This is a genomic window from Arthrobacter sp. SPG23 (assembly GCF_000876655.1).
Lineage (GTDB): Bacteria > Actinomycetota > Actinomycetes > Actinomycetales > Micrococcaceae > Arthrobacter.
Window position 1 is genome coordinate 1 of the sequence record NZ_JYCN01000007.1, and the last position, 22532, is coordinate 22532.

The window sequence follows — 22532 nt, forward strand, 5'->3', positions numbered from 1 at the left end:
CATGACCGCGGCCTGACCCGAACGTGCCCCCCGGACGTGGTGAGAGTGGCGGCAGCACGCAGGAGCTAACTCGAGAGCCCGCTATGAGCAGACGGGGTCAAACCGTCGACGCTCGATCCTAGACACCCGACATGCTCCAGCCGAACAGATCGTCATGCGGTAACCAACCCGCGAATGTCAGCCTGACACTGCAGTCGCAAAGGACTCGCCACCACGGTCACCACAACCGGCCGGCACACGATGAGCGGCCCCCGGGAACCAAAACCCAGAAGCCGCTCATCCCTGCTCTCTTGACAACCAGACCTACATATCAGCGGGGCGGCGGGCGGATGCGCCTCACAGGTGGCCGCGGGCGTGCGGTTTGCGCCCATTCCAGTTAACATGCATTAACTGCGTTACGCCGGGTTCGGTTCCACATCAAGGAGGATGCATGGACATCAAAGGTACTGTCGCGCTCATTACGGGAGGAGCCTCCGGGCTGGGCGCCGCAACCGCGCGCCGCCTGTTCGACGCCGGGGCCTCGGTGGTGCTGGTGGATCTGCCGTCGTCGCAGGGGGAGGCGTATGCGGCGGAGCTGAATGGCGGCTCCGGCGTGTCCGGTGCCGGCGGTGCGTCCGCCGGGGCCGCTTCCGGTGCGTCCGGCCAGACTGCCGTGTTTGTCCCGGCCGACGTGACCAGCGAGGAGCAGGTGCAGGCCGCCGTCGACGCCGCCGTTGGCCTGGGACCGATGCGCATCGTGGTGAACTGCGCCGGCATCGCCACCCCGGGTAAGGTCCTGGGCCGCGAGGGTGTGCTGCCGCTGGACACCTTCAACCGCGTCATCCAGATCAACCTCGTGGGCACCTTCAACGTGATCCGGCTCGCGGCCGCCGCCATGGCCGCCACCGAGCCCGCCGTGACCGACCTCGGCGGCCCGGAGCGCGGCGTCATCATCAACACCGCGTCCGTGGCCGCGTTCGACGGGCAGATCGGCCAGCCCGCCTACGCCGCGTCCAAGGGTGCCGTGGCCGCAATGACCCTGCCGATCGCCCGTGAACTGGCCCGGTCCCTGATCCGCGTGGTCACCATCGCGCCCGGGATTTTCGAGACGCCCATGATGGCCGGACTGCCGCAGGAGGCGCAGGACTCGCTGGGGAAGCAGGTGCCGCATCCGTCCCGGCTGGGCCGGCCGGCCGAGTACGCCAACCTGGCCGCGCACATCGTGGACAACGCCATGCTCAACGGCGAAACCATCCGCCTCGACGGCGCCATCCGGATGGGACCGAAATGACGGCGGCGCCGGGTCAGGGCACGGTTCCGGCGCAGCCGGCTCCGGCTGCGAACGCCGTGGATTCACTGCCCACGGCCGACTTCTTCGGGTTCGAATCGCTGCTCAGCGACCGGGAGCGGCGGAAGCTGGAGGAGCTGCGGGAATTCCTGGCGACGGAGATCGCGCCCTTCGCCACGGATTGGTGGAACAACGCCGAATTTCCCGCGCACATCCTGCCCAAACTCGCCGCCCTCGAGCTGAGTGCCCCCGCCCAGCGCGGCTACAGCCACCTGTTCGCGGGCCTGGTGATTGCCGAAATCACCAGGGTGGACACGTCCATCGCCACGTTCTTCCTGGTGCACCATGACCTCTTCGTTGAGTCCCTGTACGGGTTCGGTTCCGAGGAACAGAAGGGCCGCCTGCTCGACGACGCCGCCAGCCTCCGCACTACCGGCGCCTTTGCGCTGACCGAACCGGAGCACGGCTCCGATGTGGCCGGCGGGATGGAGACACGGGCGCGCCGCGTGACCGGGGGAGCCGACGACGGCGGCGACTGCTGGATCCTTAACGGCGCCAAGCGCTGGATCGGCAACGGGACGTTCTGCGACTACATGCTCGTGTGGGCCCGGGACGAGGACGACGGCGCCATCCGGGGCTTCATCGTGGACGCGAAACTCCCAGGCCTCAGCCGAAGCCGGATCGAGAACAAGATCGCCCTGCGCACGGTGCAGAACGCGGACATCGTTTTTCGGGATGTGCGGGTGGCGGAGGCGGACCGATTCGCCGGCATCGGCAGCTTCGAGGACACCAATGAACTGCTGCGCGGGTCCAGGATCATGGTGGCGTGGCAGGCGGTTGGCCAGCAGCTGGCGGCGTTCGACGTTGCCCGGCAGCACGCCGTCGAACGCCAGCAGTTCGGCCGCCCGCTGGCCAAATTCCAGCTCATCCAGCAGCAGCTGGTGACCATGCTGGGCAACGCCGTGGCCAGCATGGGCATGATGGTACGGATCGCCCAGCTGCAGCAGGACGGCATGGCGGACATGGCCCAGGTGGCGCTGGCGAAGTCGTATACCAGCTCCCGGATGCGCGAAACCGTGGCGATGGGGCGGTCCATCCTGGGCGGAAACGGGATCGTCACGGATTACCGGATGGCCAAGATCTTCGCCGACGCCGAGGCCATCTACACCTATGAAGGATCCTTCGAGATCAACTCGCTGATCGTGGGCCGCGCCGTCACCGGGGTGTCGGCGATCGTCTAAGGCCAGTTCGCGCTCAGTCGGCGATCATCGGGTCCTTCTCGCCGGCCTCTATCCGGTAGTCAAGGCTGTTGTTCTTCACGGGCATGGGGCAGGTCCCGTAGGGCGTGAAGGCGCTCGGGTAGTTGATGGCTCGGTTGAAGTCCAGGACCACCGAACCGTCCGGCCTGGGCCGCGCCGTGGACACCTTGCGCCACTCGTCCGTCGAGTCCCCGTTGGTTTCGTCGTGGAACGTGGCAGTCAGGGCGCCGAGCTTCTCCTCTTCGGCCTGCAGGTGGAACTCGTGGTCCTTGCCGGGCAGCCGGAATACCAGCTCGCCCACAGTGCGGTGCACGCCGTCCACCAGCGGGTTGGCGGTTCCGATCGGAACGTCCACCGGCGTCGGGTAGGGGCGGAACTCGGCATCGATCACCAGGTCGGGGCGGTACTCAAAGGTGGGCACGCCGTCGAACTCCGTGAACACCGGCGAGCTGGAATCCCGGGTGCGGATGGCGTACCTGTCCGCGCGCATGGCCAGTTCCACCACCACCTGCGTGCCGTCGTCGCCGCCGAACTGCACCCACATCAGCGACTCCTCGTCCGCCAGCGCGGCCGAGATGGTGCCGTCCACGGCTTCGCCCGTCTCCACCAGCGTCAGCCCATCGGTCGCCGCCGCGGTGAGGAACGCCGTCGTGCCGTCCGTTGACCAGAGTCCGGGGGCGAGGTCGACGGCGGCCGGCTGGCGGTCCAGCCACTGGAACGACGTGAGAGTCAGCCAGCCGTGCTCGCTGGCCAGTGCCTTGTTGCGGTTGGCGCGGAACCGGTTCCAGCGCTCGAGTTGTGCGTCAGTGGAAGAGTCCATGGTTCCTCGTTCGTTGGTCCTGGTTGCTGAGGGGGAAAGGTTACTTCGGGGTGCCCAGGCTGGCGGCTATCAGCTGGGAGGCAGCCTCCCGGGCGGTGACGGCGGCTTCCGGGTCCCCGTCCAGTACACCGCTGGCCAGGCCTCCGTCCAGAATCAGCGAGAGGCTTCGTGCCAACCGGTCCGGCCGCGCGGCGCCTGCATCGGCGGCCAGCCCCTGCATCCACTCCAGCACGGCCTTCTTATGGGCAACGGTGCGCTCATGAACCCGCGTCCCGGACGCTGACTCGGCGGCGGCGTTGATGAAGGCGCAGCCCCGGTAGCCGTCGCGGCGGCACGCGGAAGCGAGGGCGTCGAACAGCCCGGCGAGCTGCGCCGCCGGGTCCGGACCCGCGGCCTCCGCCGCTGCGTGGAGCTGACCCGTCCAGATGGCATCCACCTTGTCCAGGTAGGCGAGGATCAGTTCGTCTTTGGCAGGAAAGTACTTGTAGAACGTGGCCTTGGAGATCCCGGATTCCGCGATGATGGTGTCGATGCCGGCAGCGCGCAGGCCGTGGGCATAGAAGAGCCTGAAGGCGGTCGCCAGGATCTTTTCCCTGGCGGGTCCGGCGGGAGTTCGGACAGCCTGCGGTACGGGTGCTGGCGTCGTCATGACTCTATGGTACACAGACAAGTCTGTCTGTGCCTGCAGCTGTGGAGTTTCCCACGTTCGAAGCCGCGATCGCCACTTGGTGATTGCTTGCCGTAGACAGATCTGTCTGATAGCGTCGCTGCTACCAGTAGACGAACCTGTCTACCCAAGCGCCGCAACTAAGAGATCAGGATGAGACGCCATGAAAATTGCTGTATTGGGAACCGGCACGGTCGGCAGGACCATGGCCGGAGCGCTGGCGGAACTCGGCCACGAAATCGTCATCGGGACCCGCGATCCGAAGGTCACCCTGGCCCGGACGGAACCGGACGCCATGGGCGCTCCCCCCTTCGGCCAGTGGCTTCCGGAGCACCCCCACGTCCACCTGGCTGCGTACGCTGACGTCGCGGCTGGCGCCGAGCTGATCGTCAACGCCACGGAAGGCGCACGTTCCGTTGCGGCGCTCTCGGCCGCCGGTGCGGAAAACCTTGCCGGCAAGATCATCGTGGATATCGCCAATCCGCTCGACTTCTCGCACGGTATGCCCCCTACGCTTAACCCGGTCAACACGGACAGCCTCGGGGAGCAGATCCAGCGGGCGTTCCCCGACGCCAAGGTGGTCAAGACCCTTAACACCATGAACGCGAGCCTGATGGTCGACCCCGGCCGTGCGGCAGGAGGTGACCACTCCGTGTTCGTCTCGGGCAACGATCCCGAGGCAAAACGTGAGGTGACTACGCTCCTCAAGAGCCTTGGACATCAGGACGTCATTGACCTGGGCGATATCACCACGGCACGCGGCGCTGAGATGCTCCTGCCCATCTGGCTGCGGCTCTGGGGCGCCCTGGGAACGGCGAACTTCAACTTCAAGATCGCACGCTGAGTCGGTTTTTGAGGCGCCGGACCACCGGCGGCGGCGTCTCAAAGACCGGGGGCGGCGCCTAATAAAACAGGCGCCGCGGCGGACGTCAAGGGCGCGAACACTATCTGAGACAAATTCCCACCCCGCAACAGTGCCGGGTAACATCCCATAGGAACACGTAACCCGGCTCACAGTATCCAGCGCAGTGTACGAGCCAAGTCCGAACCCTCGAAAGATAGTTTCCATGGCTGACACTGCAGTAAATCCAGGCACCCATCTCGCAGGCACTGACCTTCCCGGCGCCGATGCCAGCACCGACCTCGCGTCCGAGCTCCGGGCGGACGTCCGGCGCGTCTCCACGCTGCTGGGTGAGTCGCTGGTCCGCCAGCACGGCCCCGAGCTCCTCGACCTCGTGGAGCAGGTCCGGCTCCTGACCAAGGAGTCCAAGGAGGCTGCCCGCGGAGGCGCGGATGCCACCGGCCCCTGGAGCTCGCACGACGTCGTCGCCCAGGTCCGCGAACTCCTGGGCTCCCTGCCCATTGACCAGGCCACCGACCTGGTACGTGCCTTTGCGTTCTACTTCCACCTGGCTAATGCCGCCGAGCAGGTCCACCGGGTCCGCGGACTGCGGACCCGGCAGGAGAAGGACGGCTGGCTGGCCAAGGCCGTGCAGGAGATCGCCGGCCAAGCCGGCCAGTCCGTGCTGCAGGAAGTAGTCAACGAACTGGACGTCCGTCCCATCTTCACGGCCCACCCCACGGAGGCTTCCCGGCGCTCCGTCCTGGATAAGATCCGCAGGCTGTCCGACGTCCTGGCAGTTTCCACCGAGGAAGGCACCTCGGCCCGCCGCCGCCAGGACCGCCAGCTCGCCGAAGTGATCGACCAGATGTGGCAGACGGACGAGCTCCGCCAGGTCCGGCCAACTCCGGTGGACGAGGCGCGCAATGCCATCTACTACCTGAACAGCATCCTCACCGACGCCATGCCCGAAATGCTCTCGGACCTCTCCGAGCTGCTGGGGGAGCACGGCGTCACGCTGCCGTCGCAGAAGGCCCCCATCCGCTTCGGCTCGTGGATCGGCGGCGACCGCGACGGCAACCCCAACGTCACTGCCGGCGTCACCCGCGAGATCCTGCAGATCCAGAACCAGCACGCCGTCCGGATCAGTATCGCCATGATCGACGAGCTCATCGCCATCCTGTCCAACTCCACCGCGCTGGCCGGGGCGGACCAGGAACTGCTGGACTCGATCGATACGGACCTCAAGAACCTGCCGGGACTCGACCGCCGCGTTCTGGAACTCAATGCCCAGGAGCCGTACCGGCTCAAGCTCACCTGCATCAAGGCCAAGCTCCTCAACACGGCCAAGCGCGTGGCGGCCGGTTCCTCGCATGAGCCCGGTCGGGACTACACTTCGACGGCCGGTGTCCTCGCTGAGCTCGGGCTGCTGGAGAAATCACTCCGCAACCACCACGCCGGCCTGGCCGCGGACGGTGCGCTCGCGCGGGTGCGCCGCGCCATTGCTTCCTTCGGGCTGCACCTCGCCACCCTGGACATCCGCGAACACGCCGACCACCACCACGACGCCGTCGGGCAGCTTATGGACCGCCTCGGCGGCCCCGGCGTGCGGTACTCCGAACTCAGCCGCGCCGAGCGCCTGGAGGTGCTGGGGGCGGAACTGGGGTCCCGCCGTCCGCTGTCGGGCCACCCGATTAAGCTCGACGGCGTCGCCGACGGCACGTACGACGTCTTCCGCGAGATCCGCCGCGCCCTGAAGACCTACGGTCCGGATGTCATCGAGACGTACATCATTTCCATGACCCGCGGCGCCGACGACGTCCTGGCCGCTGCCGTGCTGGCCCGCGAAGCAGGGCTCGTCAGCCTCTTCGGTGACGCGCCGTACGCCAAGATCGGCTTCGCTCCGCTGTTGGAGACGGTGGAGGAGCTGCGGGCTTCTGCCGAGATCGTGGACCAGCTGCTGTCCGATCCTTCCTACCGGGAACTCGTCAGGCTGCGCGGCGACGTGCAGGAAATCATGCTTGGCTACTCGGACTCCAACAAGGAGTCCGGCGTCATGACCAGCCAGTGGGAAATCCACAAAACCCAGCGGAAGCTGCGCGACGTCGCGGCCAAGCACGGCGTCCGGGTCCGGCTCTTCCACGGCCGCGGCGGATCCGTGGGCCGCGGCGGCGGACCCACGTACGACGCGATCATGGCCCAGCCGAACGGCGTCCTGGAAGGCGAAATCAAGTTCACCGAACAGGGCGAAGTCATCTCGGACAAGTACTCGCTGCCCGAACTGGCACGCGAGAACCTTGAGCTTTCCCTCGCTGCCGTCATGCAGGGTTCCGCCCTGCACCGCACGCCGCGTACGTCCGAGGACCAGCGCGAGCGCTACGGCCACGTCATGGAGACCATCTCCGATGCCGCGTTCGCACGCTACCGCTCGCTGATCGACGATCCGGACCTGCCGGCCTACTTCATGGCGTCCACGCCAGTGGAACAGCTTGGCTCCCTCAACATCGGCTCGCGTCCGTCCAAGCGTCCGGACTCCGGCGCCGGGCTGGGCGGGCTGCGCGCCATCCCGTGGGTGTTCGGCTGGACCCAGTCGCGGCAGATCGTGCCGGGCTGGTTCGGCGTCGGCTCCGGGCTGAAGGCCGCCCGCGAAGCCGGCAACACGGAACAGCTCACGGAAATGATGGACCGCTGGCACTTTTTCCGCTCAGTGCTGTCCAACGTGGAAATGACCCTGGCCAAGACGGACATGGACATCGCCGGCTACTACGTCTCCACCCTGGTTCCGGAGGAGCTGCACCACCTGTTCCGGGCCATCCGGGAGGAATACGAACTCACGGTCACAGAGATCCAGAAGCTCACCGGTGAACACGTGCTCCTCGACGCGCAGCCCACCCTCAAGCGCTCCCTGGAGATCCGAGACCAATACCTCGACCCCATTAGCTACCTCCAGGTGGAACTGATGCGCCGCATCCGGGCCGAAGGTTCGGAGGGCGAGAGCATGTCCGGGGCCGAGATTGACGAGCGCCTCCAGCGGGCCATGCTCATCACGGTCAACGGAGTGGCAGCAGGCCTCCGCAACACCGGCTAGTCCCACTCGTCCGGCGCCAGCGACGGTTAGCGCGAACGGGCAGATAAGGCCCTGCGGACGAGGATCTGCGGGCGTTATCTGCCCGTTCGCGCTGACGTTAGGGTTGTTTTCATGCCTTCGTTCCAGACCAGACTCAAGATCACCGGGCTGAAGCCTGGAAATCCTCCCGAGGCCGTGATGGCCGCTGCTGTCGAAGCCCTTGGAACAAGGCACCACGTGGAATCGAACCAGCTCCAGATTGCAGGCGGCGTGCCGGAGCTGAACCTCCGCTTCCTGGTGGAGCCAACGGAATACACCGGTGAGAACAACCAGGCGCGGGAGTCGGCGGCGATGATGCGCGACGCCGTCGAGAACGTTGCGGTGACGGGCGCGCTTTTGGTGCTCCGCCGCAACCGCGGCCGCTGGGCTCCGGTCTAAGCCGGATCGCCGGGTTCGTCCACGGGGGACCGGCTGCCTCGGCGGCGGGTGACAATCATGCCCACGACGGCGCCGATCACCAGCCCGACGGCGACGCCGATCAGCGAGCTCGCCCAGAACGGCAGCTTGGTGGCGGATCCGGTGAAATAGCCGAGCGCCGTGAGCCAGGTGCCCCAGAGAACTCCGCCCAGCGCGGCGCAGAAGCTGAATGCCCGGGTGGTGACGTCGGCAATTCCGGCAGCGGCCGACGTCGCCAGCCGTCCGCCCGGAATGAACCGGACGCCGATGATGGCACCGTACGTGGTGGAACGGCCCGCCTTCGCGATGGCCGAGTGGATGCCCCTGTGGAACGTGCGGCCCCAGCGCCACCGGTCCAGGACATGGCTGAGGCGGCGCTTGAACAGCTGGAACACTACAACGTCGCCGATCCACGACGCCAGCGCGGCAAGGATTCCCACGAGCAGGAAGTTGGCGCGGCCTTCTGCGGCGAGCGCCCCGCCCGTGATCACCACCATTTCGGAGGGGATGGGCGGGAAGATGGCATCGCCAAGGACGATGGGGATGATCCAGAAATAGATCGCGGCGCCCCAGGTGTCAACGTTGGCAAGGTCCATGGGCACAAGGTATCTCATTTTCGCGCCCCGGGACTTCCGGCCCCGGGCCGGACTGCGCCGGTATTACGCCGGTATTACGCCGGGGCCTCGCTGAGCCGAAGCCGGCTGCGGTACTCCACCGGCTGCTTGGTGATGGGGTCTACAAAACTGATCCCGCGGGCCAGCAGCTGGAGCGGCTTGGTGTAGTCGTCCGGGGCCTTGTCCAGCAGCTCGGGGTAGAAGGCATCGTTGACGATCCCCAGTCCGAGCGACGCCATGTGCACCCTGAGCTGGTGGGTCTTTCCCGAGTGCGGCTCGAGGCGGTACAGCGCACGGCGTTGCGGGGCACTTGCTGACGTGCCGCCGTCGAACGTTTTCATCCGTTCAATGCGGGTTTCCGCATTGGGTTCGCCATCGACCACCTCGGCCAGGAGGTAGCTGCGGGACTTGGTCATGCGGTTCCTGACCACCACCGGGAAGTCGACGGCGGGATGCCCGGCAGCCGGTTCCGCGGCGGACACGCACTCGTACTCCTTCTGGACCTGGCGCTTCTCGAAGAGCACCTGGTACTTGCCGCGGGTCTCGGGGTTGGTGGAGAGCAGGAGGATGCCGGCCGTCATCCGGTCCAGGCGGTGCATGGGGATCAGGTCCGGGAGGTTCAGCTGGTTCCGGAGCCGCACCAGGGCCGATTCCTGGATGTAGGTGCCGCCCGGCGTGGTGGGCAGGAAGTGGGGTTTGTCCACCACCAGGATGTGATCGTCCTGGTGCAGGATGCTGAGCTCAACGGGAAGCCGGGTCTCCGGCGGGAGGGTGCGGTAGTACCAGATGAAGGTGTGGTCCTCGAGCCTGGTGCGTCGGTCCAGCGGGACGCCGCCCTCGCCCACGATCTCGCCGGCGTCGAAGCGGTCCTCGATGCCCTGCGGGTCGATGTGGCCCCAGCGGTGCATCATGTAGTCCATTGCGGTGTCCCACGGCCCCTCGTCCGGGAGGCGCAGGCGGGTCGCGTTCACGCCGTCGCGCACGGGGAGGGGGGATTGCATCACCGGTCCATTCTACTTTGCGCACCACCGACGGTTAAAAAGTTCTTGACAAATAAAATTGTCGGTACCGATACTTAAACCATGTTGGACATCGAAGTGATCGAGGACCCGGCCGCGGCGGAAGCCTCGCTGGACCCCATCCGGACCCGCATCCTCCGGCAGCTGGCGGAGCCCGGCTCGGCCACGCAGCTCGCCGCCAAGCTGGGGCTGCCGCGGCAGAAGGTGAATTACCACCTCAAAGCGCTGGAACGGCACGGGCTTGTGGAGCTTGTGGAGGAGCGGCGGAAGGGTAACGTCACGGAGCGCGTGCTGCAGGCCACCGCGGCGTCGTACCTGATTTCCCCTGTGGCTCTGGCCTCTGTGGCGCCGGATCCGCACCGTTTCGCGGACCGGTTCTCCGCCTTCTGGCTGCTGGCGCTCGCCGGCCGCATGGTCCAGGAGGTGGGGAAGCTCATCGCAGGGGCAGCGGCCGCACGCCAGAAACTCGCCACGTTCGCCATCGACGGCGAGATCAGCTTCCGCACCGCCGCGGACCGGGCCGCCTTCGCCGAAGAGCTCGGCTTTGCGGTCACCCGGCTCGTGGACAAGTACCACGACGACGGCGGTGCGGGCGGGCGGAAGCACCGCCTCGTCGTAGCGCTTCACCCGGCACTCAAGGAACCGGCACTCAAGGAACGCACAACCACCCCGTCCGGGGAAAATGAACAGGAGCAGGACAATGACTGACAACCGCAAATTCGAGATTGTTTACGACACCGAACTGCCGGGCACCCCGGAGCGGGTGTGGGAAGCCGTCACCAAGGGCACCCCCGGGTGGATGTTCCCCACGGACCAGTGGCCGGACGTGAAGACTGTGGAGGAATACCCGCAGCACCTGGTGTCCCGCATGGAGGGGCCGGACGGCTGGTTCAACCAGCTGGAGCACGTCCTGGAACCGCTAGAGGGCGGCCGGGCCAGGCTGCATTATGTGCACAGCGGCATTTTCGCGGACAACTGGGACCAGCAGTACGACGGCGCCAGCAAGCACACGGAGTTCTACCTCCACACGCTGGGCCAGTACCTGCAGTACTTCGACGGCCGGCCGGTGGTCTTCACGGACATCCAGGGCCCCGCGGCCTCGCAGGGGCCGGACGGTTTCGTCCGGCTGAAGAAGGCCCTCGGCGTCGATGCCGCGTCGCAGGGGGACAAGTTTGAGGTAAACCTCGACGGCGTGGGGCGGCTCACGGGGCAGGTGGACTTCTCCAACGAGAACTTCCTGGGCCTGCGGACCGAGGACACCATGTACCGCTTCTTTGGCCGCAACGCCTTCGGAGCGCCGGTGGGCATGACCGTCCACGATTTCAGCGGCGCCGGGGATTCCGAGGCTACGGCCAGGGCCTGGGGCGGCTACCTCGGGAAGGTCTACGCGTAGGACCCGGCCGGCGACACGCGGCTGGCCGGCGTCAGGCGATGGCGCCGGCGGGCGTGCGCCGGAGGCTGCGGTGGAGCCGGGGTGCGGCCTCGAGCTTGTCCTGGGCTGAGCGCAGGGCAAGCACCGCCGTCTCCAACTGAGCGGGCGGGAGCGTGAACGGGATGCGCAGGTAATGCTCGAAAGCCCCGCCCACGCCGAACCTTGGGCCGGCCGCAAGCCTCACCCCGAAGTCGGGCCCGATGACCGTCAGTGCGGTGCTGACCGGTGCGGGGAGCCGGCACCAGACGCTCAGCCCGCCGTCGGGCCGTTCCGGCTGCCAGCCGGGAAGGACCCTGCCGAGCAGATCGAGTAGCGCTGCCCGGTTCTCGCGGAGGGCTGCCAGCCGGGCCGGCAGCGGCTCGTCGAGTGACCGGACAAGGTGAGCGGCCGCCAGCTGTTCCACCACCGGTCCGCCCAGGTCCATGGTGGTACGGGCGGCCGCGAAGCGCTGGATCAGCGAACTGCCCGCCCGGATCCAGCCGGTCCGCAGCCCGGCCCAGTGCGACTTGCTCAGGGAGCCGATGGTGACCACTGCAGGGCTGAAGGCCGCCAGCGGGGCGCTTTCCACGGCGTCGAGGTTCAATTCACGCAGGGTCTCGTCCACCACCAGCACGGTTCCCGCGGTCGCCGCCGCCCGCACAAGCCGGCGGCGCTGGGGATCGGACATCAGCCGGCCCGTCGGGTTGTGGAAGTCCGGCACCACGTACGCCATCTTCGGCCGCTGCTGCATCATGGCGGCTTCCATTCCGGCCACGTCCCAGCCGCGACCGTGCGGGAGGGCGACCGGCACGGGCCGGCAGCCGCTGGCGCGGATGGCATCCAGTGCGTGCGGGTAGGTGGGGTGGTCCACGAGCACTTTGTCCTGCCGCCCGGCCAGTGTGCGGAGCACGATGTTCAGGGCATGCTGCGCCCCCGATGTCACCAGGATCTGGTCCGCCGTGGTGGGGGCTCCGGCCGCCGTGTAGCGCGCGGCAATCGCCTCCCTCAGCGGTGCAATGCCGATGGCGTCATAGCCAAAACCCGGAAGCAGTGCCGGGAGCTCCGTCAGTGCGGCGGCGAAGGCCCGGTGCACCACCTCGCCGCTGGCAGGCAGGGACGCGTAGGCGAGATCGAGCAGGCCGGGCGGTGCTGCCAGCCCGGGCGCCCCGGCAAGGGAAGTTGGGCTCAACAGTTCGGTGAATGCCGGCCCGCTTGCGCCTGCGGGGATGCGGCGGGGGATGCAGGTCCGGCCGCGGCTGCCCTGCCGGCTGCTGAGGAAACCCTGCTCACGCAGGCTGGCGTAGGCAGCCGTCACCGTGGTCCGGCTGACTCCCAGGGTTGCCGCCAGGGCGCGCTCGCTGGGCAGTGCCATGTCCAGCGGGACGCGTCCGTCCAGGATCAGGAGGCGGACGACGTCGGCCAGCTCGCGGTAGGCGGGCGCCGCGCCGCGGTTCCACCCGCCCAGGAGCCGCGTCAAGGCGGTGGGGTTCAGGGAGCCGGACATGTAGCCAGTATCTCAAACTGGATATGGATTACAAGGCCAGTTATGGCGGACGATGATTCTCATGATGACCCGCAGACTCCTCCAACTGTTCACCGGCCTGGCCATGTACGGCATTTCGCTGGCCATGTTCATCCGTGCCGGCCTTGGCCTTGACCCCTGGGATGTATTCCATCAGGGCCTGGCCGGAAAGACCGGCCTCTCGATCGGCGCCGTGGTGGTCATCGTGAGCTTCCTCGTCCTGCTCCTCTGGATTCCGCTCCGGCAGTGGCCCGGGTTCGGCACCTTGTGCAACGCCGTACTGGTAGGTGTGTTCGCGGATGTGGGGCTGGCGCTGATTCCGGAGTTCTCGCATCTGGGCGGCCAGATCGGCATGCTGGCGGGCGCTGTGCTGCTGAACGGGATCGCGTCTGCCTGCTACATCGGCGCCCGGTTCGGCCCGGGCGCCCGCGACGGGCTGATGACCGGCCTGGCGCGGCGGACGGGGTGGTCGGTGCGGACGTCCCGGACGGGGATCGAAGTGGTTGTCCTTGCCACCGGCTGGCTGCTGGGCGGATCCGTGGGCGTGGGCACGGTGGTGTATGCCCTGGCTATCGGCCCGCTGGTGCAGTTGTTGCTGCCACGGTTCACGGTGCCGGAGGCCGGGAAATCCGTTGCGGACAGGGACGCCGCCGGAGTTGGCCCGGTGCCTGAGCCGGCCTCCTGATCCGTTTCGGGACCCGGTGGCTCAGGCGTTGGGCCCCGGCGGCGGCTGGCAGGTGGGGCAATAGTAGATGTCCCGCTCCTCGGTGCCGGTGCCTGTCTGGTGGCCTTTGGCCAGGACGCCGTGACGGATGGGCGTACCGCATTTGAGGCACGGCTGGTGCTCGCGGCGGTATACCCAGTATCCAGGTCGTCCGGCCATCCGTCCGACGGGCATTCCCCGCGGGTTGAGGACGGTGGTCCGGCGGCCCGGCCCCAGGTTGGCCTCCAGCAGCTGCTTGGCCGTGGCCATCATGGCGGGCAGGTCCGTTACATCGGAGACCGGTGCCGCGGGATGGATGCCGGACAGGAAGCAGGCCTCGCAGCGGTAGATGTTGCCGATACCGGCGAGGTTGCGCTGGTCCAGCAGGGCCACGCCGATGGGGACGTCAGGGGCTGCCCGCAGCCGCCGTTCAGCCTCCGCCATATCCCAGTCCGGACCCAGCAGGTCCGGCCCGAGGTGGCCGACGACGGAATCCTCGTCGGCGGTGCGGACCACTTCCAGGATGCCAAGGGAAAACCCGACGGCGTCCGCCGTGGCAGTGCGCAGCACGCACCGGGCGGTGAACCCCGGTTTCCGCCAGCGGCCGCCGGGCGGGTAGACCTGCCAGGCGCCTTCCATCTTCAGGTGGGAGTGGATAGTCAGCCGCTCCTCCGCCGGGCCACGTAGCCGCATGAGCAGGTGTTTGCCGCGGGGCACCACCTCGTCCACGGTCCACCCCGCCAGCTTCAGGGTGGCGAACCGGGGCACCCGGAAGTCGGAGGCTGTGAGCTGCTGCCCGGCCAGGGCGGCATGCAGCTGGGCCGCCGCCCGCCAGACGGAATCGCCTTCAGGCACGGATTCTCAGTCCCTTCGGAGTGGAGTACGCGCCGGCGTGTGTCAGGGCGGCGGCGGCAGGAGTGTCCAGGATGCCGTGGCCGTTGACCTTCTCCATGATCAGCTTGTCCACGGCGCCGCGCTTGACCACGCCCACCAGGGCTGCCGCGGCGGCGGCCAGCACGTCAGGGTCTTCATCGAAGGCGAGCAGCGTCTTGCCGCCGCGTTCCACGTACAGGGTCAGGGCGCCGTCGACCATCACCACCAGGGCTCCGGCTTTCCTGCCCGGACGGTGGCCGCTGCCGGCTTCCACACTCAGCGCGGGCCACGGCAGGGCCGCACCGTAGGGGTTGGCCGGGTCCGTGGCGGCAAGGGCCAGGGCAACGGGCTCCGGCTTGGCCAGCTGGGAGTCTTCGGAATAAGACCGCAGCCTGTCCACGGTGGCCGGAACGGCGAACTGCGCGGCGCCGAGGTGTTCAATGAAGTAACCCCGGCGGCAACGCCCTGCCTCTTCCAGCCTGGCCAGGACTTTGTACATCAGCCCGAAGCCGCCCAGGATGTTCTCCGCCATGACGGACCCTCGGGTCACGACACCGTAGCGGTCCAGCAGGAGCTCGGCCGTGGCACGGGCGTGGATGGTGGGGTCAAGCTCGGGCAGCGGCAGGGCGGACCACCGGCCGGCCGCCAGCGGCGGGGTGGGAGCGGCGCCGGTCACGGAGCCGTAGCGTCCGCCGGTCAGCCCGGCAGATCCCATCAGACCCGTCCCGTGGGCGCGTCCCAGCCTGCTCATGCGGGGCGCGCGTGCCCGCGGCGCCCGGGCAACCTGGCGGTGCGCCGTGTGGCCCCCGGCGATCATGGCCCGGACCGGAGCGAAGGTGTCGCCGGTGATACGGCCGGCCCACGCCAGGTCCCACAGGGCAGACACCACATCCTGGTCGCTCAGCACGGAGTCCATGCCGCCCGCAATGTCCGTTAGCTGCCGGAAGAAGTAGCCGCCGCCGTTGTTCTGAAGGTGCTCCAGCAGCCGCTGCTGCGCGTCCCCCGGCTGGTAGTCCGGCGCGGGATTCAGCGTCAGTTCGGCCGAGTCCGCGAGGTGCAGGCTCACCCAGCCGTCATTGCCCGGCAGCGCGCCGGCGCCGGACCAGAGGACCTCGCCGGCGGCCATCAGCTCATCCAGCATGGCCGGCTGGTAGTCGCTGACGCGGCTGGCGAGGACCAGCGGCTCCCACGCCGAAGCCGGAACCGGCACGCCGGAAAGCTGGTCGACGGCGGTGATGATGCCGTCCAGGCCGCGCAGGGCTGACTGGCCCCGGCCGTGCCCGGGGATCCGGACGTTCTGCCAGGCCGGGAGGAAGCGTCCGTAGGCGCCGGCATCCACGGGCTCCACTTCGGCCCGCAGCGCCGCCAGCGACCGGCGGCGCAGCTTTCGCAGCACCTCGGCATCGCACCATTCACTGCTGCCGGCCAGGGGCGCGACGGCGGCGGCGTGCGGCGCAGGGGCATCCTCCTCGCCCGGCTCCGGAGTTTCGGGCGCGGGCGCCTGCTGGGGCGGTGTGGCATGCGGGCGGAACTCGCCTTCCACCACGCGTCCGTCCGCGGCGAGCCGCTTGAGCGCGGTGCCGACGACGGCGACGCCGAGTCCCAGCCGGGCCGCGGCTTCCGTTGCGGTGAAGGGCCCGTGGGTGCGGGCGTAGCGGGAGACAAGGTCGCCAAGGGGGTCGGCCACCGGCTCGATGAACGCCAGCGGCACACCCATGGGCAGGGGCACCCCGATGGCGTCACGCAGGCGGGCCGCATCCTCCACGGCTGCAAAACGTTCCACGCCGCCGATGTTCACCCGGAGTGCGCGGTTGGCCCGTTGCAGGGCGGCAAGGTGGGCAACGGCGTCGGCCATGAGGGTTTCGACGGGCTCAACTACCGGGGTTGGCTCAACCACGGGTTCGGCACGTTCCAGCCGCGCGGCGACTTCCACGGGGGTCAGCGGGCCGAGCAGGCGGAGCAGGTCCGCGACGCCTTCCATGCCGCGCACCCGTCGGTCCGGGGCAAGGCGCTGCAGCTCCCGTTCGGTGGCTTCAATAACCTTGGCGTCCAGGAGCTCGCGCAGCTCCACCCGGCCCAGGAGCTCATTGAGCAGCGTTGAATCCAGGGCCAGCGCGGCTGCCCGGCGCTCGGCAAGCGGCGAATCGCCCTCGTAGAGGAACTGGGCCACGTAGCCGAAGAGCAGGGACTTGGCGAACGGCGAAGGCTGCTGCGTGGTGGTCTGCAGGATCCGCAGCTCGCGCCGCTCAATGGACGCCGCGATGTCCTTCAGCGCCGGGAGGTCGTAAACGTCCTGCAGGCACTCGCGCACCGTTTCCAGCACTATCGGGAAGGTAGGGTACTTCCGGGCCACGTCCAGCAACTGCGCGGACCGCTGGCGCTGCTGCCACAGGGGCTGGCGCTTTCCCGGGTTTTGCCGGGGCAGCAGCAGGGCACGGGCGGCGCATTCACGGAAGCGCGAGGCAAAGAGGGCGCTGCCGCCCACCTCCGCCGTCACGATCTGTTCGAGTTCCTCCGGATCGAAGAGGAACAGTTCGGCTCCGGGCGGCTCGTCCTCCATCATGGGCACCCGCAGCACGATGCCGTCGTCCGCGGCCATGGCGGAGCCGTCCATCCCGTAGCGCTGGTGCAGGCGCTGCCCCACCGCAAGGGCCCAGGGCGCGTGCACCGGCATGCCGAACGGGCTGTGCAGCACCACCCGCCAGTCGCCCAGTTCGTCATGGAACCGCTCCACCACCAGGGTGGTGTCGCTGGGGACAACTTCGGTGGCCAGCTTCTGTTCGGCGAGGTACTGGATCAGGTTGTTCGCGGCGAAATCATCAAGCCCGCTGGCCTTGCAGCGTTCCGTGGCGGGGCCGACGTCGGACGCTGAGAGCTCACGCATAAAAGCGCCCAGCGCGCGGCCCAGGTCCACCGGCCGGCCCAGCGAGTCACCCTTCCAGAAGGGGAGTTTGCCCGGCTGGCCGAAGGCCGGGGAAACGAGGACACGGTCGTGCGTGATGTCCTCGATCTTCCAGCTCGTGGCACCCAGGGCGAAGATGTCCCCAACGCGGGATTCGTAGACCATTTCCTCGTCGAGTTCACCCACGCGGCGCCCGCCCTTGGCGGCGGAGGCGCCGGGGCTGGCGGCCTTTCCGTCGGCGGACGGCGACGCCGAGCCTTCCACCTCGGTGCCGATGATGTAGACGCCGAACAGCCCGCGGTCCGGAATGGTGCCGCCGGATGTCACGGCCAGCCGCTGCGCCCCGGGGCGGCCTTCGATGGTGCCGGCATTGCGGTCCCAGATGATCCTTGGCCGGAGCTCGGCAAATTCGTCCGAAGGGTAGCGGCCGGCCAGCAGGTCCAGCGTGGCCTCGAACGCCGAGCGGGGGAGGGACGCGAACGGGGCGGACCGGCGGACCGTGGCGAACCATTCCTCCACGTCGATGGAGCCCAGCGCCGTGGCGGCCACGGTCTGCTGGGCCAGGATGTCCAACGGGTTGGCGGGAACGCTGAGCCGTTCGATCTTGCCGCCCAGCATGCGTTCCACGGTGATGGCCGTATGCACGAGGTCGGCACGGTGCTTGGGGAACAGGACACCCTGCGACACCTCGCCCACCTGGTGCCCGGCCCGGCCCACCCGCTGCAGCCCGCTGGCCACGGACGGCGGCGACTCGACCTGGACCACCAGGTCCACAGCGCCCATATCGATGCCAAGCTCAAGGGAGGACGTGGCAACAACGCACCGCAGCCGGCCCGACTTGAGGTCGTCCTCGATCAGCGCCCGCTGGTCCTTCGACACGGAGCCGTGGTGTGCCCGAGCCAGCACGGGGTCGGCGCCTGCGGTACTCCCGGCCTGTGCCATCATGTGCGCCGGGGTCGCCGTTGACGTCGGTGTGCCGCCCGCCGGCCCGCCGGCAGGCACCGTTTCAAAGTCCGGGGCCCCGGCGCCGAATTCTCCCCAGCCGCCGCCCGCGGCCACCAGTTGGCGTTCGGCGTAGATTTCGTTGAGGCGCGCAGTCAGGCGTTCTGCGAGGCGGCGGGAGTTGGCGAACACGATGGTGGACTGGTTGGCCATCACCAGGTCCACGATCTTTTCCTCCACATGCGGCCATATGGATGCCTGCGGCTGCAGCCCCGAAGCAGGCCCGGAGTCGAAGGCGCCGGCAGCCCCCTGCAGGTCGGACATGTCCTCCACCGGCACGGAAACCGTGAGGTCCCAGTTCTTTTTTGACGGCGGGGCCACGATTTCCACCGGCGCGGTGCCCGCCAGGAACTGTGCCACGAGTTCGCGGGGTTCCACGGTCGCGGAGAGCCCGATCCGCTGCGCCGGCTTGGGCAGGAGGGCGTCCAGGCGTTCAAGTGATACGGCCAGATGCGCGCCGCGCTTGGTGCCGGCAACGGCGTGGACCTCGTCCACGATGATCGTGTCCACCTCGTCCAGCGTTTCCCGGGCTTTGGACGTGAGCATCAGGAAGAGGGATTCGGGCGTGGTGATGAGGATGTCCGGCGGGTGGCTGAGCAGCGCGCGGCGGTCCGCCGTCGTCGTATCTCCCGAACGGACGCCCACGGTGATCAGCGGAGCGGGCAGTCCCAGCCGCTTTGCTGTCTGGGTGATGCCGATGAGCGGCGCGCGGAGGTTGCGTTCGACGTCGACGCCAAGCGCCTTCAGCGGCGAGATGTACAGGACGCGGGTTTTCCGCGCGGGCGTCTTTGGCTTCCTGCCTTTGGCGGCCGGGTCCAGGCCCGGCAAGGCTTCCGGCTCGGCGGGAGCGGATGACTGGAGGCGGTCCAGCGCCCAGAGGAACGCTGCGAGCGTTTTGCCGGAGCCCGTCGGGGCGACCACCAGTGCATGGGACCCGGAAGAGATGGCGTTCCAGGCGCCGTTTTGTGCGGGCGTGGGCGCGGAAAACGCGCCGAGGAACCACTCCCTGGTGGCCTGGCTGAACCTGTCCATGGTCGGCGCGGAGGAACGCCGGGCGGCCGGCGCTCCTGACGGTGTGTCGCCTGGCGGCATGCCGCCGGCGGACTCCTTCCCCTGCATTCCTCCATCATGCCCTACGGCACCGACACTCTTGGCGGCACCCCCGGCGGCACCCCTGGCGGCACCCCTGGCGACACTACGGGCGGTGTCGCCCGGCGGCAGCGAAGCCGCCTCAGCGTCGTCAGTCAAGCTGTCGCAGGTTACGGACGGCGGGTCCTTCCAGCACCGTGCCGTCGCTGCTGAACCGGGAGCCGTGCAGCGGGCAGTCCCACGATTTTTCGCTGTCATTCCAGCGCACGATTCCACCCAGGTGGGTGCAGACGGCGGACAACGTGCAACGGGTGCCGTCCACGGTGGACACCGCCACAGGCCTCCGGCCGCGGCGGGACACAATCCCTGCACCTTCCGGCGGCTGCTCCCGGGACTCATCCAGGCGCTTGAGCCCCACCTGCCCCCAATCCTTGGCCGCAGTAGCCGCCACGGACGCATTGAGGGAGACCGCGGAGACGGCCCCGGGAGGGGATGTGACCCTATGGTGGATGATGCTGGCCCAGGGGAGGCGGGTGCCCAGGATGTCGGCGGTGATGTCCAGGGCGGCGGCCACGGAGTTGGTCATGCCCCATTTGTTGTAGCCGGTGGCGAAATACACGCGGCCCCGCCCGCGCGGGAGGTTGCCGAAGAACGGCATCAGGTTCGTGGCCTGGTAGTCCTGGGCCGACCACGAATGGGTGAGACTGGCGCCCGGGAACTGCGACGTTGTCCACGCAATCAACGTGTCAAGGTAGGCCTGTGCCGACTTGGCGTGGCCCACGGGGTGGCCGTTGCCTCCCACCAGGAGGAGCCGCCGGCCGTCGCCCGGATAATCCCGCAGGGATCGGATCGGCTGTTCAACGGAAAGGAACATGCCGTCCGGGACGTCAGTTGTCCCGGGCAATTCGAACGACGCCGCGTAGGAACGGAGCGGCTTGAGCTTGGCAAAGTAGAGCCCCCGGTCCAGGACCGGAGTGCCCGTTGCCAGCACCACTTCCCGCGCGCGGACCGGACCATGATCAGTCTGGACTTCCAAGGGATCCGGCCCGCCGCCCGCGCGGAGTCCCCGGAGCCCGTTCAGCCGCACGCCGGAGACGATCTGGCCGCCGTGCGAGCGGACATCCTCCACCAGGGAATCGATGACTTCCATTGGATGAATCTGCGCCTGGCCGCCGAGGCGGATGGCACCTGTGACGGTAAAGGGCAGCCCGGGATCGTGGACGTACTCCGCATCAATCCCGGCGGCCCGGGCGGCGGCCAGCTCCCGGCGGAGTGCATCGGTGCCGTCGGCGGAGGTGGCGTAGGTGTAGGCATCGCGGTGCTGGAACGCCACTTCCCGGTCCGCCAGGTATCGGAGCAGCCAGGCCTGGCCCTCGCGGTTCATCTCGACGTAGGCACGCACCACCCGCGGTGAATACTGCTGCTGGAGCGCCGACAGCACGGTTCCCTGCAGGAGGGAGACTTTGGCCGTGGTGTTGCCGGTGGTCACGGCTCCCGGGCTCCGGGCTTCCACCACCAGCACCTTCTTGCCGGCGCGGGCCAGGAGCAGCGCGGCCACCAGTCCGGTCAGCCCGGCCCCTGCCACCACGGTGTCAAACGTGCTGCGGGGGTGGAACTGGTCGCTGCGGAAGGAGTGGTTGCGGTCCAACCAGAGCGAGGTCATGGTCCTGCCTGCCTTTCCCCAATTCCGCCGGCACCCGTTTCCGGGACCTCGTCGGCGGGACTCCGAAGGATTTCATAAGTAGACTTATCATGTCACGAGCGGCGTGACCGGGGAACAGGAGCGGGACCATGAAGACCACCGAAGCCGCAAGCGCCCGATTTGGCCTTCGGAAGAACGTCCAGAAGTCGTCCCTCATTGCCGGGGCGGCGCTTTTTGTCGTGGGAGTGCTGGGTTTTATCCCGGGCATCACCGAAAACTACGGCTCGCTGGCGTTTGCCGGGCACGGCTCGGAGGCAATGCTCCTTGGGGTCTTCCAAGTGTCCGTGCTGCACAACCTTATCCACCTGCTGTCCGGACTCGCCGGCATGCTGATGTCACGGCGTCCGCTGCCCGCCCGGAACTTCCTCATCGGCGCAGGGGTGTCGTACATGGTGCTGTGGACCCTCGGGCAGTTCCTGGCACAGGATTCTCCCGTGAATATCCTCCCCGTGAACAGCGCCGACAACTGGCTGCACCTGATTCTGGGCATGGCACTGATCGGGTTCGGGGTGGCGTTCTCCCGCGATGCGCCCGCAAAGCTGCGGGAATCCCGGGCCTAAGTTCCTGGCGCTTGAATTCCTGCCGAGGCTACGTTCCTAGCGGGCGTGGAATGCTCCGATGGTCAGCAGTTCGATCGCTTCGTTGTTGCAGGCGGTCCGGGGCTCGGCGAGGAACAGGGAGGCGGTTTCCTCCGGCGGATAGATCCGGTAGCCGGCAGCCTGTGCGGGGTCGCACTCGGGGTAATTACCCGCCTGCGTGTAGCGCATGTCCGCCGCGCCCGCCTGCCCCGGGGCTAGGAGGACGTCCGCAACGGGGGAGGCCCCGTCCTGCCGGGCGGGGGCTCCAATAGGGGCCCCGTTGGCGTCCGCGGTGAGGGAGACGCCGGGGAATCCCCGCAGGAGGCAGGGTTCGGTGCCGGAGTTGGTAAGGATGAGCTTGGAATAGACGCTGCCCGCTGCACCGCCACCGGTGGAATCCGACGACGCCGTCAGGTTGGCGGCCTTGCACAGCCCGGGCTGCGCGGCGGCCGAAGACGACGGCGGCTGCGACTGCGACGATGACGGCGCCGGAGTGCTGGGCGACTGGCTCTCGGAGGCAGTCGACGAGGCAGTCGACGAGGCGGGCGGGGTGCTGGACGTGGAGGCAGTCCCGGAGGTTGCCTGGGGCTGCGGCTGGCTGGGCCCGCAGGCGGTGAGCAGGAACGCGGCGGCCGCAACCGCCGTCGTGATGGCAAGTCCGTTTTTGATTGGCTGAGACCTCATGGCTCAAACTTTATGCCCGCAGTTGCCTGAGTCAACGATGCCACGACCGCTGCCGC

The 22532-nt window shown here is 68.2% G+C and carries 18 protein-coding genes; 9 read left to right on the forward strand and 9 right to left on the reverse strand.

The window, feature by feature from the left end; all coding sequences use genetic code 11:
* Positions 1-430: 430 nt before the first annotated feature.
* On the forward strand, positions 431-1270 hold the full coding sequence (locus tag TV39_RS02795; RefSeq protein WP_043478086.1) for an SDR family NAD(P)-dependent oxidoreductase: 840 nt from the start codon (positions 431-433) through the stop codon (positions 1268-1270).
* Positions 1267-2508: an acyl-CoA dehydrogenase family protein gene (locus tag TV39_RS02800; protein WP_043478089.1), complete on the forward strand. Its 1242-nt coding sequence runs from the start codon at positions 1267-1269 to the stop codon at positions 2506-2508. Before TV39_RS02795 ends, TV39_RS02800 begins: the two co-directional genes overlap by 4 nt.
* Positions 2509-2521: 13 nt before the next feature.
* On the opposite strand, the gene TV39_RS02805 is transcribed toward TV39_RS02800, so the two are convergent.
* Entirely contained in the window at positions 2522-3346 is an 825-nt protein-coding gene (locus TV39_RS02805) for a DUF1684 domain-containing protein (protein WP_043478092.1), read from the reverse strand.
* 40 nt (positions 3347-3386) lie between these two features.
* A complete protein-coding gene (locus TV39_RS02810; RefSeq protein WP_043478095.1) occupies positions 3387-3995 on the reverse strand; it encodes a TetR/AcrR family transcriptional regulator in 609 nt (202 codons plus the stop codon).
* 181 nt (positions 3996-4176) lie between these two features.
* Here TV39_RS02810 and TV39_RS02815 point away from each other — a divergent pair, with 181 nt between their 5' ends.
* The 3 genes from TV39_RS02815 to TV39_RS02825 all read left to right on the forward strand — a co-directional run bounded on the left by TV39_RS02815 (position 4177) and on the right by TV39_RS02825 (position 8359).
* Positions 4177-4857 carry an NADPH-dependent F420 reductase gene (locus TV39_RS02815; protein ID WP_043478098.1) on the forward strand — a complete coding sequence of 227 codons (681 nt, stop codon included), beginning with the start codon at positions 4177-4179 and terminating at the stop codon, positions 4855-4857.
* A gap of 223 nt (positions 4858-5080) precedes the next feature.
* Positions 5081-7942 carry a phosphoenolpyruvate carboxylase gene (ppc, locus tag TV39_RS02820; protein WP_043478101.1) on the forward strand — a complete coding sequence of 954 codons (2862 nt, stop codon included), beginning with the start codon at positions 5081-5083 and terminating at the stop codon, positions 7940-7942.
* Positions 7943-8053: 111 nt separating this feature from the next.
* Positions 8054-8359 carry a hypothetical protein gene (locus TV39_RS02825; RefSeq protein ID WP_043478103.1) on the forward strand — a complete coding sequence of 102 codons (306 nt, stop codon included), beginning with the start codon at positions 8054-8056 and terminating at the stop codon, positions 8357-8359.
* On the opposite strand, the gene TV39_RS02830 is transcribed toward TV39_RS02825, so the two are convergent.
* Together TV39_RS02830 and TV39_RS02835 are read right to left on the reverse strand one after the other, a co-directional pair.
* Positions 8356-8973 carry a DedA family protein gene (locus TV39_RS02830; RefSeq protein ID WP_043478106.1) on the reverse strand — a complete coding sequence of 206 codons (618 nt, stop codon included), beginning with the start codon at positions 8971-8973 and terminating at the stop codon, positions 8356-8358. The two genes, TV39_RS02825 and TV39_RS02830, sit on opposite strands and share 4 nt — an antisense overlap.
* Positions 8974-9047: 74 nt before the next feature.
* On the reverse strand, positions 9048-9992 hold the full coding sequence (locus TV39_RS02835) for an RluA family pseudouridine synthase (protein WP_043478109.1): 945 nt from the start codon (positions 9990-9992) through the stop codon (positions 9048-9050).
* Between the two features lie 81 nt (positions 9993-10073).
* Between TV39_RS02835 and TV39_RS02840 the strand changes: the two genes are divergently transcribed.
* Together TV39_RS02840 and TV39_RS02845 are read left to right on the forward strand one after the other, a co-directional pair.
* Positions 10074-10718, forward strand: a complete 645-nt coding sequence (locus tag TV39_RS02840) for a winged helix-turn-helix domain-containing protein (RefSeq protein ID WP_043478112.1) — start codon at positions 10074-10076, stop codon at positions 10716-10718.
* The gene (locus tag TV39_RS02845; RefSeq protein ID WP_043478115.1) at positions 10711-11403 is read left to right on the forward strand and encodes an SRPBCC family protein; all 693 of its coding nucleotides are present in this window, start codon (positions 10711-10713) and stop codon (positions 11401-11403) included. Before TV39_RS02840 ends, TV39_RS02845 begins: the two co-directional genes overlap by 8 nt.
* A gap of 31 nt (positions 11404-11434) precedes the next feature.
* Here the strand turns inward: TV39_RS02845 and yczR are convergent, their stop codons facing one another.
* Entirely contained in the window at positions 11435-12925 is a 1491-nt protein-coding gene (gene yczR, locus TV39_RS02850) for a MocR-like transcription factor YczR (protein WP_043478118.1), read from the reverse strand.
* Positions 12926-12986: 61 nt separating this feature from the next.
* On the opposite strand from yczR, the gene yczE reads away from it, so the two are divergent.
* The gene (gene yczE, locus TV39_RS02855) at positions 12987-13628 is read left to right on the forward strand and encodes a membrane protein YczE (protein ID WP_043478220.1); all 642 of its coding nucleotides are present in this window, start codon (positions 12987-12989) and stop codon (positions 13626-13628) included.
* A 21-nt stretch (positions 13629-13649) separates the two neighbouring features.
* On the opposite strand, the gene TV39_RS02860 is transcribed toward yczE, so the two are convergent.
* The 3 genes from TV39_RS02860 to TV39_RS02870 all read right to left on the reverse strand — a co-directional run bounded on the left by TV39_RS02860 (position 13650) and on the right by TV39_RS02870 (position 21175).
* On the reverse strand, positions 13650-14501 hold the full coding sequence (locus tag TV39_RS02860) for an Fpg/Nei family DNA glycosylase (protein ID WP_043478121.1): 852 nt from the start codon (positions 14499-14501) through the stop codon (positions 13650-13652).
* Positions 14494-19455, reverse strand: coding sequence for an ATP-dependent helicase (locus tag TV39_RS02865; protein ID WP_144406293.1), 4962 nt, complete (start codon positions 19453-19455; stop codon positions 14494-14496). Before TV39_RS02865 ends, TV39_RS02860 begins: the two co-directional genes overlap by 8 nt.
* A gap of 208 nt (positions 19456-19663) precedes the next feature.
* The gene (locus tag TV39_RS02870; protein ID WP_043478125.1) at positions 19664-21175 is read right to left on the reverse strand and encodes an FAD-dependent oxidoreductase; all 1512 of its coding nucleotides are present in this window, start codon (positions 21173-21175) and stop codon (positions 19664-19666) included.
* 128 nt (positions 21176-21303) lie between these two features.
* Here TV39_RS02870 and TV39_RS02875 point away from each other — a divergent pair, with 128 nt between their 5' ends.
* On the forward strand, positions 21304-21774 hold the full coding sequence (locus TV39_RS02875; RefSeq protein WP_043478128.1) for a DUF4383 domain-containing protein: 471 nt from the start codon (positions 21304-21306) through the stop codon (positions 21772-21774).
* A gap of 36 nt (positions 21775-21810) precedes the next feature.
* Here the strand turns inward: TV39_RS02875 and TV39_RS22310 are convergent, their stop codons facing one another.
* Entirely contained in the window at positions 21811-22476 is a 666-nt protein-coding gene (locus TV39_RS22310; protein ID WP_200890935.1) for a DUF4232 domain-containing protein, read from the reverse strand.
* Positions 22477-22532 lie beyond the last annotated feature (56 nt).